General features: G+C 50.3%; 8 protein-coding genes and 3 pseudogenes. 4 read left to right on the top strand and 7 right to left on the bottom strand.

Going from position 1 to position 11,876, the window contains the following annotated elements:
* The first annotated feature begins 383 nt into the window (after positions 1-383).
* Both FJT57_RS14800 and FJT57_RS14795 read left to right on the top strand, forming a co-directional pair.
* Entirely contained in the window at positions 384-1,256 is an 873-nt protein-coding gene (locus FJT57_RS14800; RefSeq protein ID WP_144906578.1) for a ParA family protein, read from the top strand.
* Positions 1,249-1,731, top strand: a complete 483-nt coding sequence (locus FJT57_RS14795) for a hypothetical protein (protein WP_144906576.1) — start codon at positions 1,249-1,251, stop codon at positions 1,729-1,731. The genes FJT57_RS14800 and FJT57_RS14795 overlap by 8 nt, the downstream gene beginning before the upstream one ends.
* A 187-nt stretch (positions 1,732-1,918) precedes the next feature.
* Here the strand turns inward: FJT57_RS14795 and FJT57_RS17045 are convergent, their stop codons facing one another.
* Entirely contained in the window at positions 1,919-2,653 is a 735-nt protein-coding gene (locus tag FJT57_RS17045; RefSeq protein ID WP_238994014.1) for a Fic family protein, read from the bottom strand.
* 89 nt (positions 2,654-2,742) lie between these two features.
* A complete protein-coding gene (locus FJT57_RS17040) occupies positions 2,743-3,093 on the bottom strand; it encodes a Fic/DOC family N-terminal domain-containing protein (RefSeq protein ID WP_238994013.1) in 351 nt (116 codons plus the stop codon).
* Between the two features lie 441 nt (positions 3,094-3,534).
* Here FJT57_RS17040 and FJT57_RS14785 point away from each other — a divergent pair.
* Positions 3,535-4,506 (top strand): annotated as a pseudogene (locus FJT57_RS14785) (hypothetical protein).
* Between the two features lie 18 nt (positions 4,507-4,524).
* Here the strand turns inward: FJT57_RS14785 and FJT57_RS14780 are convergent.
* From FJT57_RS14780 to FJT57_RS14765, 4 genes and pseudogenes are all read right to left on the bottom strand, one after another.
* Positions 4,525-5,190 carry an IS6 family transposase gene (locus FJT57_RS14780; RefSeq protein ID WP_144906574.1) on the bottom strand — a complete coding sequence of 222 codons (666 nt, stop codon included), beginning with the start codon at positions 5,188-5,190 and terminating at the stop codon, positions 4,525-4,527.
* Between the two features lie 1,344 nt (positions 5,191-6,534).
* Positions 6,535-8,490, bottom strand: coding sequence for an archaea-specific SMC-related protein (locus tag FJT57_RS14775; RefSeq protein WP_144906572.1), 1,956 nt, complete (start codon positions 8,488-8,490; stop codon positions 6,535-6,537).
* A 321-nt stretch (positions 8,491-8,811) separates the two neighbouring features.
* Positions 8,812-9,462 (bottom strand): rod-determining factor RdfA, encoded by a 651-nt coding sequence (rdfA, locus tag FJT57_RS14770; protein WP_144906570.1) that lies wholly within the window; start codon positions 9,460-9,462, stop codon positions 8,812-8,814.
* Positions 9,463-9,690: 228 nt separating this feature from the next.
* Positions 9,691-9,870: pseudogene (locus tag FJT57_RS14765) on the bottom strand (IS5/IS1182 family transposase); the annotation flags it as partial.
* A 532-nt stretch (positions 9,871-10,402) separates the two neighbouring features.
* Between FJT57_RS14765 and FJT57_RS14760 the strand changes: the two are divergent.
* Positions 10,403-11,182, top strand: a complete 780-nt coding sequence (locus FJT57_RS14760; protein WP_144906568.1) for an IclR family transcriptional regulator — start codon at positions 10,403-10,405, stop codon at positions 11,180-11,182.
* Positions 11,183-11,353: 171 nt separating this feature from the next.
* Here FJT57_RS14760 and FJT57_RS17035 read toward each other — a convergent pair.
* A pseudogene (locus FJT57_RS17035) lies at positions 11,354-11,876 on the bottom strand (IS1595 family transposase); the annotation flags it as partial.

Here is an 11,876-nt window from a genome sequence, read left to right as displayed (position 1 = left end):
ATCTGCATAATGTGTATAATCTGCATAATGTGGATAATGTGGATAATGCAAATTGGGCTTCTTCAATTGGTTCGTGTGGGTGGCAAAGATTGCGATGAATACGTATGAAATGCTGATAATCTAAATTATGTAGATTGCGTAGAGTCGACGGTGACTATAACAATTGAGATTGTGCCAACAATTTACGTAATGTACAAAATGTAGATTGTGTAAATGACGTACGCAATCTGTCTGACACAGAATTAAGGTGGACGAGCTTCATTAACCGCGTATGACCAGTGCGAAACTTACATTATCGACAAAACTCGCGCAACCTTCAACATCTACCCAATGTACATTACCTACAAAATGTACAAAATCCGCTTCTTACGGGGTGCTGAGCTATGAGTGCTGACGAGTTTGAAGGGCTCCCCGGAGCAGCTGTCTCGTTGCTCAAGGGAGGGGTAGGGAAATCCACGATCGCGCTCAACATCGCTGATCGACTCGCTGCTCGTGGCTATGAGACGGTACTACTGGATCTGGATAAGGACGGGCACATGACGACCCAGTTGGGATACGACGATGCGTACGACCGAGATGCGAACCTCGGTGACGCCCTTATCGATGGTGAGGACCCCGAAGACCTGCTTATCGAGACGGACTTCGGCGTTCACCTACTCCCGTCGAGTAACGAGCTCGAGAACGTCGAGACGAGGCTGAAGGACGAACGGTTCGCAGACGTGAAGCTTCGACGGAACGTTGTCGATCCGCTCATTCAAAACGGATACGACTACGTGATAATTGATGCCGCAGGCGGCCGTGGGAAACTCTCCGACAACGCCCTCATCGCCGTCCAGCGCGTTATAATCCCGCTAATCCCGCGTGCTGGCTCGATCAACGGCCTCAATAAGATGATTGAACGCCAGATCTCCCCAATCCGGCAGAATATCGGGTTGGATATCCTCGCAGTCACTCCGAATATGATTCGCGAAACAATGGGACAACGCAACGAGCATCGGACTCTCGTTGAAAATCTCAACCGGGAGTTCGGTTCATTCGTCCCCGAGTACGCTCGTGTGGACCCGGAGATCTTCGATGCCCTCGATGATTCGGGACGTACCATCGATAGTATTCCGAAGCCAGGGATTCGCGAACGGACCGCGATTTCTCGCGCGTTCAAGCAAGGAATGCCGGTCTCGGAGTTCGACGAAGATTGCGACCAGATCCCGAATTTCGACCACTTAGCGGACCTCGTGGAGGAACACAGCCATGCCTAATGAGGACGACCGTTTCGGGGACGTCGCTGAACAGCTCAAACAAACGGAGGAAGGGGTAGAATCCGACGACGAACGTACTGACACGGAGGACGAATCACAACCGGATGAGGAGGTAGCTACTGCAGACAAAGAGTCGGAGACTGAGTCCGCATCTGATCAAGATAAGGAGGATGTAGACGGCTCCATCGATGGCCCGGCCTTCTCCTTTGACCAGACCGATATGCACGGCTTCTATGTTCGGGATGAGACGTGGAATGGCGTTACTCGGATGCGATCTTCAGTAACTGCCGCGTGCACAATGTTTGATGTCCCCGAGTTTGAGGGAAGAGAATTCCAAGATGCGTGTCTCCGGGTGATTGCAGATCACGGTGACGAGGTTGCCCTCCAGATACTTCGAGAACGTGGTATCGAAGCTGATGAGGACCGTGTTCAGGAAATTGTGGAGATGCTGAGTGAGCAGGCCACAAACGACTAATCTTGGATCCTACCGATTTTCTCTATCATTTGGATATCGGACATATTGTACATAATGTAGATAATTCAAATGTCTATATGCTTGCTGTCTTGCGATTATTCTCTGCACTGGATACCGACGGCGGTTTCTCAGTAGGTAAGACCGACCTTCTCAATGCATATGTCTCGTCTCTCGCTAGGTCTAAAATCTAGAGTTGGTCGATTGGTTTGTTGATAATCTCGAAGACTTCGCTAGCTCGGTAGAACCGATTCCGATCTTTTCCGGTGAGTTCTTCGAGTATCCAATCCTCCTCGAGTTGCGCGACGAGCCGATTCGCCGTACTGTATTCGACATCCAACCAATCGGCTGCTGTGTTCACGTCGAGGTACGGGTCTTCGAAGAGTCGCATGACCAGTTCGAGGATATTCTCAGACCGTTCGCTTTGGTAGCGGTGCTGGTAGTCCTCACGGAGGTCGACAAGCAGGTTTGCCCGGTGATGGGCTTCGTCAGCCTGCGACTGCACACCTCGCAGGAAGAAGAGCAGCCACTCCTCCCATTCACCACGCTGACTCACTGCCAGTAGGTGGGCGACGTACTCGGGGCGCCGTGCGTTGAAATACGAACTCAGGTAGAGGTACGGTTCGGGCAACAGGCCACCCCTCTGCAACAGGAGACTGATCAATAGCCGACCGAGCCGACCGTTCCCGTCGAGAAACGGATGGATGGTTTCGAACTGGTAGTGGATGAGCCCGATCTGGAGGAGGAGATGGAGGTCAGTATCCCGGTTCGCGTATTCGAGGAGGTCCTCGAGTAAGTCCGGAATTACGTTCGGTGGTGGAGGTACGTACCTGGCGTCCTGAATGTATGGTGTACTGCCGATGAAGTTCTGACTCGTGCGGAGCTCACCAGGATTTGCTTCATCCCCATAGACACCCGAGAGCAATCGATGATGCATCTCACACAACAATTCGACAGTGACAGGCTCACCGGCCGTTATCGCATCCAAGCCGTGTGTTAGTGCGTGCAGATAGTTCACGACCTCCCTGGGTATCCTGTCGCCTGTCCTCGTCGATAAGCGCCTCCTGCCCAGCCTTCATACGCGTAGATATCCGAGAGGGTCGCGTGAGTACCTCCGATCTGGGACGATTCCAATGCCTCCTTGCGAAAGAACGGTTCGATGAGGATCTCTCGCGACCCGACGCGGGGACCAATGCCGTGGAGCCGACCCAGCGCCTGTGTTGCCTCCGCTAACGGGGTTATGAGTTGGTCAGTGCTGATTGTGGGTGGTAGCGGGTCTGGTTTGAACGCCGAAAACGTCCCCTTTAGGGTCGTTGTCGGAACAATTTCACCGGGAGCCGTCTCTTCGAAGTCGTCTCGCTCCATCACTGATGTTTGCCATCCAAATACACGGCCCACTATTGGTATTTTTGGCTCTAAATCAAAATAGCGTGGGGGAAGGTTGCGGTCGTGTTTAGTTAATACTGTGAGTAATTGTTCTTGTGAGAGTGCTAATTCGTGGCGTTTCGAGCCAGCTCATACGTCTGCTTTCCGTTCGTAGTCTGTCGCTGGTCAAGTTACTACCCGTAACCGAAAACGAAGTCGTGCCGGACATTCTTGGCTGTACAGCTGTCCTACGCCGAATATTACTCTGACGCTTAACTAAACACGACCAAGGTTGCACCATTGCAACTACTACGAGAGGGAGAGCAGAAATCCGGTGTAGGCAGTCACAAGCGGGTCACCCACGGAATCTCTACATTCGTGGCGAACCTCCCGATCTCCTGTGGAGTAACGTTTAGTCGGACTGCCGAACAACTACGTTATATGTCTTTCACTACCAGTTGGCACACGCTTCTCGAGGAACTCGACGACCTACCCGAGAATGCGACGATCATTACGCCACTCTCCCATCGACGAGTTCATAATACTGACGTACAGGACGCTCGCATCATCATCCAGTTCGAAGACAAAGACGAGATGCGGCCGCTCCAGCACGACCAGTTCGAAACGCTCTATCGACGAATTGAGGACGCCCCCGGCGGGTTTGACCTTGACCGTCTCCCGCCGGATGCCGACCCATACCCGGCGGTGTGGAGTGTCCATCCACGGTTCGAGGTTGATGAGGACGCTGGCATCATCACACAATCGGAGGTTTCGACGGCAACGCAGGTGGTGGGCGCGGAACAGGAATCTACAGACGAGGAACGAACTGAACCCGACGGACTTGATGTCTATTCGCATGCACTTTTCCTCATCGATGCACTCGAACGCCACGATGTGACTACTCTCTCTGAATTGGAGACGGACGCATTGGTGAATCTCTACACCCTGCTTTCGGATGTCCAGCAAGATGCTAACGAATTCCGCAAGGAGATCGCGGATGTCCTCCTCGCTTGGCTTCATCACGACCGTCCGGTTTCCGGGCAGTATGGCTCCGTCCAACGGACGAGTCGCCGCAACCGCTCGCTCAAAGACAACGAGGAGGTGCTGGAACGCTTCGAGAACGCTGGCATCGACCGCGGACGTGTACTGAGCGTCGACCGCTCGAAAGTCGATGAAGCGCTTGAAGTCACCACGCTCTCCGAATCCGATGTGTACGAAGTCGAAGAAAGCGAATACGTTCGCAAAGCGGAGGTTGATGAAGACGTCAAAGAGTCCTGATTGTAGGGGTTGAAAGATCGCCTTGCTACCAGCAAGGACGATGAGGCGAACCAGCTACGAGCAGAGATTGAGGAGCTCGAACAGCGTATCGACGACCTCACCAGTTTCCGTACGGGAACGGAGATGCAAGGATGACTGCCTACCGCTTTCGCGTCAAGTTCGACCCCGATCCGAGGTCACTGTGGCGGGATATCGGTGTCGGCGCAGACGGAACGATTTGAGCCAGTCGTCGGCGGTTTCTGCGTCGGCGTTGCTGAAACAGTTTGAAAAACAGATATTTTGTCGTTCTTTATCTCTAAAGACACGTTCGACGATGTTCCGAGTCCCGTGTTTCTCGTATCTGAAACCGTAGCCGTGGCGGTGACACGCATCTTGCAACGAGTGCGAGCCATCGACGAGAAACACGGCATCTTCGATGTCGTATTTCTCGGCAAGTTGGGTGAGAAACGAATGCGCAAGAACCTTCGTAGTCGTCGTTTCAAGGGTTGTATAGAGTAATTCGTTTGTATCAGGATCGACCACGGCGTACAGCCAGTACTGCTCGTCGTTGAGTTGGATCACGGTCTCGTCAACCGCGACGTGATCCGGACACCGACCAGATTCGGGCTGTAGATCGGCTTTGTGAACCCAGTTATGCACGGTGAAGCGAGCGCGCTCGACACCAAATATTTCAAATATATAGATAGTATTCAAAAAAGATAATTCAGCGAGATGTAGCTGAATACTGAGTTTCATCAGCAGTCGCGGTGTCGCCTCTCGTTCAACAAACTCTAAGTCGATCTCGTCCAAACATCCGCCGAGGCGGTCGTTTTCGGGCATAGAGCACTAAGAAAACGAACCGCCTTATCCTTCATCTTATCTGAACACCGCCGCTACCACCGGAATTCGGAATTTCGAGCGAATACGCGTCTAGACGTGATTACTCAACTAAGCACGAGTAACTTTTTGCCGTACTTACCCGTATCCCCAAACGGGCCAAATCAGAAACTATGCGCGAACCCTTCTCTCATATGAGCGACCGATGTCGCCCCGGCACACCGATTCAACGGACCTTCCAAAAGTTCCTCACAGACAAGGGCAAGCGACACAGGTGAGAGCGACAACTACCGTCGCAACACAGAGCGAGAACTCGACCGCTTCCCCACCTGGGCGCTCGGGAAGACAGCCGATCCGGCAACGCGGATCCAGCGACGTCGTGGAACGGGGCCGTTGAAGAGTCACCCGTAACCTTCGCTGATCTCGACGCAACCGTGTGTCCGGTGACTACCCCGATACCTTCAGGGATGGCTACTCCCACTCAACAATCAACACCTACTACGCGTGGCTTCGTGGTGTAGGTGGCGCACGGACAAGGGTATCGCGGCACTACGCCCGGGAGTCGGATGCCGAAAATCCCTTTCCAGACAGCAATTACCGCCGTTCAGGTGACCAACAGGCGTGGATTCGACAGATCGAGACCACAACGCGCTCAACCGAACGAACGGCTACGCGCGCAACGGTAGATGGCAGAGACATCTTACTCAACTACGAAGCGAACCCAAGCCTCCGTCTTGGGTTCGCGGTTCTGATATCGATAGTTTCGTGAGATCGTCCTGATGTTCGCTCTCCACAACATCAAGACGACCGTCAAGAAACTATGATCCTACTGCTGTACCGCATTTTCAATAGAGCACTTTCTGCAGCCCTGTAGGCAGGGAGGAGCCGTCAAGATGAGCTCGACGATGAATGAGCTTTCGCTCCAGGCTTCCAAGTATTCTCATTGAGTGCGACTAATTCATATTTTTCCAGATTACGGAGCACATCGATGACTCCTTGGCTATCGTATTCTATCGAGGTTCCCCCGTAACTTCTGTGCGATTGAGCGCCTTGTTCCGCTGTCTACCTGAACTACCAGTCGAGGATAACAAACAAATCCCCCATTACTATATCCAAATATCCCGATTTATTGCTATCCGATAAAATTTTCCGCATAACGCTATCGAACTCTCTTAATCTTCATCGATACTACTACTTCATCTTTGCTTGCCATTTTATCTTCTATCATTGGTGATATTATGGTTATGGATGGTTAAAAACTTCCTAGATTGTCTGATCTCCCATTAATATATCTCCAAATAACTCAAAATGAAGAGAATCTGTCAAGAACGTCTGGGGATTTATCTATCAGATCGCTGTTATCCGTTGGTAAGTATCGCCGAGTGCGGCGGCGTCTTCTACCAGTAGTGCAACCACGAGATAATCCGCATAGCCTTCTAGGTATTCGACGAGATCAGCGATGCGTTTCGAATCGATTGCTTCGATCGAGTCAATGAGCATAAACGGGACAGTCTCGTAGACGTCGTGCACGAGATAGCCGGCAAGGGCGAAAACGAGGCCCGTTACTTCACGCTCGCTCTCGCTCAAGTGATCGATGGTATCCTCGTATACGGTGCCGGATTCGGTACTTCGGACGACGTGTAGTGTGAATGTATTTTGGTCGACCTTTCGTCGACCATCGCGAACTGTCTCTTGGGTCCGTTCGATCCAGATTCGCTCCAGATTTTCATAATCAAGGAGCTCAAGGACTGCATCCATATGTTCGTTGAACTCCTCTATCGATCGTTTCTGAAGTTGTTCGATGTGTGTTCGCAGATCCTCGAGTTCACCAATGAGGCCTTCCCGTCGGCTCTTGAGTTCGTCCCGTTTACTTAATTGGTCTTGAATCGATTCAATCTCGTCGTTGGCGTCATCTAATTTCGACGTAAGGTCATCGAGTTCGAATTCGAGGTAATTTATGTTCTCTTGGACTTCGAGTACCTTGCTGTGATCCTTTTCCTGCAATGTTTCGACATCGCTTTCGAGCTGTGAGATCTCCTCTGATAGGTCGTCTTCCTCGGTTTGTAAGGAGTCTAGCGTTTCCTGTCGGTCCGTGATCTCGTTTTCCGTTCGATCAATAGCCCGTTCGAGTTGTTTGTACTGTTGTTGCTGTTCCTCGAGCTCCCGTTTCTCGTTCTGTAACTCTTGGATCTCCTGTTTGAGTGATTGGCGCTTCTGGATCTTATCTTGGTGAAGTGAGCGAAGGTCCTCGAGGTTAGATTCTATCTGGCCTTTCGCGACATTGGTTCCACAGGTCCAACAAGTCACGTTCTCTTCGCTCGAAAGGAGTTCGTCTGTTACCGCGCCCTCGGTTTTCTCGTGATCGGTATCTAATTCGTTAATGATCTCGGGCTCGCCGTCATTGACGAAGCTGTCATTGAATTGAATGAGTGAATAAAGCTCATTGATCGTTTGGTCGAGTTCCTCGACTTGGCCGCGCAAGCGTTGCATTTTTTCATCAAGATTCGAGTTCCTGTTATCTGAAGAAAGACTGAGGTCATCAAACTCAGATTGCTTCTCGGCAAGTTCCCCCTCAAGGGCCTCGATGCTCTCTTTTTCTGATTGAATCTCTTTTTGAATTGAATTATGCTTTGACCTTGCCTTCTGAAGCTCAGTCATTTTCGCATCGAACTTCGCGTTTTCTTGTCTCGATTTTTCCACCTCTTTGTCGATACTATCGAGCTCTCTCTGTTTCTCTTCTAACTCTTTCTCTTTGTTATCTATTTCTTCTTTGATCTCCTTCTTTTCTTCTTCAAGCTCGGGAAGTCGGTCTGATTTCCTGTCTATAGTGGAGATCTGCTTATCAATACGGGATTTTTCTTCTTCTAATCCGCTAATCTCAGACTCGATTTTATGCGTATCTACTGGCCGCATAATGATCTCTCTGAGGTCATCATCCCGGGCAACCGCTTGGCGGGATTCGTTTGTCTCTAAGAGAAACGCGAAGAGGTCGGCAAGCATCGGATCATCGAGATACGGTTCTCCTTTTTTCGTCACTTGCCCGCCTTGACGACTAAGAGTCCGAGTATAGGTATCTCCGTCGAGCTCGAGGTGCACTTCCCCTTCGTCTGCGTCTGCTTTAAGTGACACGTTGTCGCTACCGACAGCTCCCATAATCGCTTGAAGTAGCGACGTCCGATTCGTAGCGTTTCGACCAGTAAGTATCGTTATCCCGGGATCAAATTCTACAGAGGACTTGTCGATACCGCCGATATTTTTGACGTCGATTTTTGCTGAATCGACTGCCGGTTTTTGCTGCGACATCTTACGAATGTGTCTCGCTGCTGGACATATATATATGTACCGGCCTGCAGGACGACTCTCACACTGTGAGTCGTCGAGGGTTACACTTAATCGGATCAAAAACGTTCTCCCAACTATAGATCTCCTACACTATTCGTCTTACATACATATCTGTTACGAAGATGTAGTGAATTATCGGAGTACGGTTGATCTTCGATATTTTGGATACGTTTTTCGACTCACACAACGGTTTCACAATTAACTAACCCAGATAGATATGACGAACATATAGGTGTCATACTCTATGGTTCCCGGTATCGAACCACACACAACCCGACGTCGTCACTCCCGGCTTTCTTTGCATTCACATCCCCCATTCGAGATGAATTCAGCGAACGGATATTGAGAACCACAGTGGTCACAGGTGACCTGCACCAAGACGGATACTCGCGTTGCGCTACTGGAGACGTCGCCCAATTTGGCTAATTCGGAAAGTATCTGCTCGGACACCGCAACAACGCGATTTTTGAGCCTCCTGATCGTATCGATACGTGAGGAAATCCGCTCGTTTCTCGTCTGTTCTTCGCGCTCGTAAGCTGTCTCGCGTTCTTTAGTCAGATACGTGTGTATCGCTTGTCGAGAGACGAAATCTGAACGGAGTGCTTCGACGTCGATTTCTTGTTGTTCAAGCTTGTTCTCTGCTTGGATGCGTGTCCCACTACTGACGTCTTCGTCAGTTAACAATCGGTAGTAGTTCTCAGCTTCACCTTCCAGTATGTTTGTTGAATGTTTCCTGAGAGCGGCTGCCAGTAGTTCCGTATTGAAATATTCCGCAAGTGTACGGAGACTCATCCGGTTTTCTTCCCGAGTCCACCGTTCCTCCAGTTCAGTACCGATATCGCCGAGATCGTATTGGTGAATCAATTTAGCCACTTTACTCGCTGATCGAGAGTGTGGCGTTGTGCCTCTCGTGGATTCGCTTGATTTAGTCATTGGTGTTCGATAGAGAATCCGCGTAAATAAACTTTTGTAAACTCAGCTTTGCACGTTAAAGTAGGAGTATGACGTAGGCGGTAGCAGGAACAGATGATGCCGAGTACGGACTTCTTGTCGTGCACGCACGTACTCAACGAGCTCGAACCATTGTCACCAGCATAACACCATTATGCGAAAAGCTACGCCACAGGTCTTCTTGCGGCCGAGGGTGTCATAGAACTCTTCTCACACCGTAATGATCGTGCTTCCCGAATCGTCTCCGCGTTCGTAGTTAGTGATAACGACGGCAAGGCGAAGACACAGGGCAAGAAACACCTGTGCCCGTGCGTGGACGCGGCATCGGGCGTGCATTCGCTCGAGGCCGCAGTCCTTCACTGATTCGTTGGTTCGTTCGACTCCAGTACGATCCAGCGGAGCAATCGTTAGCCCTTGGAAACCATTTATCAGGAGCAACAAAGCAAACAAACGCCACTCTGTTCAGGATCCAATGATTGGTATTCTTTGTATATACATAGATATTGCGTGGTATAGCACAAATATTTTAAAATATCCTATATTCGATGCGAAATGGGAAAAATCACAGAGATATTGAGGGAATACCACAATCTCATCTTGATTTTAGGAGATTGAGAGGTCCATTTAATCGAATTTTTGAAGTTTTTATTCAAACTCGATATAGTGACAATTATCTACATTTGGATGATATTTTAATAGGTTAAGAGTAAAAATATTGGCAAGGGCTGAGTACATAATTCACCTGCGTCTTCAATGACGAGGTGGTGAATCCCGTAGGCTGGGCCACTAAGCTGGGAGAATCTGGTATCCTAACTGGAGGGTCCCCTGAGGGAGGGGTCGACCGATGCTTAATTAGCGGACAGGAACTAGACCTTCCTAAATAATCGAAACAAATATACTGTGTGGTTACATAGCAGTTACCATGAAAGCAAAACACAAGGCCAAGTCAAAAACGGTACAACGGGCATTCCAGATATTGGAATACCTCAAAGAGGAAAATGGAGGGACACTCAATGATCTGGCCAGCGAGTTTGACAAACCAAAAAGTACCCTCCACCGGGATCTGACCACGCTTGAATGTCTCAGGGTCGTGAAAAAGGAGGGAAGTACCTACCACCCTGGCCTCGGATTCCTCGATTTTTCCGAACATGCACGTAATCGTATTCCTGGGTTTAAATTGATTCAGGACAAGATCGAGGAAGTTGCTATGGAAACTGAAGAACGGGCACAGTTCTTGGCAGAAAGCCATGGAAAAGGCGTCTATGTCGACCGGTCAGTCGGATCTCACGGCGTTCGAACAGATCCGACGATTGGACAGAGAGTATATCTACACGCAACTGCCGCGGGGAAAGCTGTTCTTGCCGAGCTGCCCAGTCAAGAAGCCAATTCCTTCATTGATTACTATGGGCTTCCGGCCGTAACAGAAAATACCATCACTGACAGAGATGAACTGTTTAACCAACTATCAGACATTGAAGACCGAGGATATAGTGTTGATAAACAAGAGTGTGTAGAAAAATTACATTCAATTGGTGTTCCAGTTAGAGGTCCCAAAGGAGATGCCATCGGCGCACTCAGTGTTTCTGGTCCATCCCATCGTATGGAAGGCGAATGGTTTGAACAAGAATTACCAAACATCCTCCGCGGTGTTTCGAACGAACTCGAATTAAATATCAAACACGCTGCTGACCATGAACTTTAGCTGTGGGCAGTATTCGAAGCCCTTCAATATGATTTTGGGACCTTGTCGACACTCCTTCCGTCTAAATTCACCATCAAGCGTTGGTAGATGCGCGCGTTGAACACAAGGCATCTCCGACTGGTGCCAACCGAGGACTTTCCTCATACGCTCATATGTAGCAGATTGTTGATTTCAGGGAGTCGCTTTGACAGCGTGTTTGAGTGTTTCTCGACCAGGTTTTTCGAAGAGTTCGCTGCGTAGCTGAAAGGCGCGAAGATACTGTGTCAACTTGTCCTTTGAGACGCCTCGATGCGGCGAGAGCCACGCGTCGCTGGTGCGACGGTGGCTCTCGCAGGTGTTGACGTGAACGTTTCCATCCGCGTATTCCCCGTCACCGTGGACGACGTATTCGCGGTGGAAATCGTCGTCGTCCTCCAGTGGGTCGTATGCCCGAAATCCGTCGGTATAGACGGTTAGCGACTCTTCCTCGTGGTCAGCCAGCAGGAGTCGCACTGTCGATTCGTCAGCGGATTTCGCTGGGACGACGTACCGCTGTCCCGTTCCACGGTCAACGATGGTGAAGACGGGTGGTTTGTCTCCTTTTGTACGAACCTCGACCGCGCGTGGACAGGCCACGCGAGCGCGACTTTTGGTCGCGCTCGCGGCCTTTCAACCCCGCAGAGACGTACACTTCGTCGATTTCGACCGGTCCAAC

The sequence above is a fragment of the Halobellus captivus genome, assembly GCF_007655485.1.
GTDB classification, from domain to species: Archaea; Halobacteriota; Halobacteria; order Halobacteriales; family Haloferacaceae; genus Haloquadratum; species Haloquadratum captivum.
This window is presented reverse-complemented; position numbering and strand designations above follow the sequence as displayed.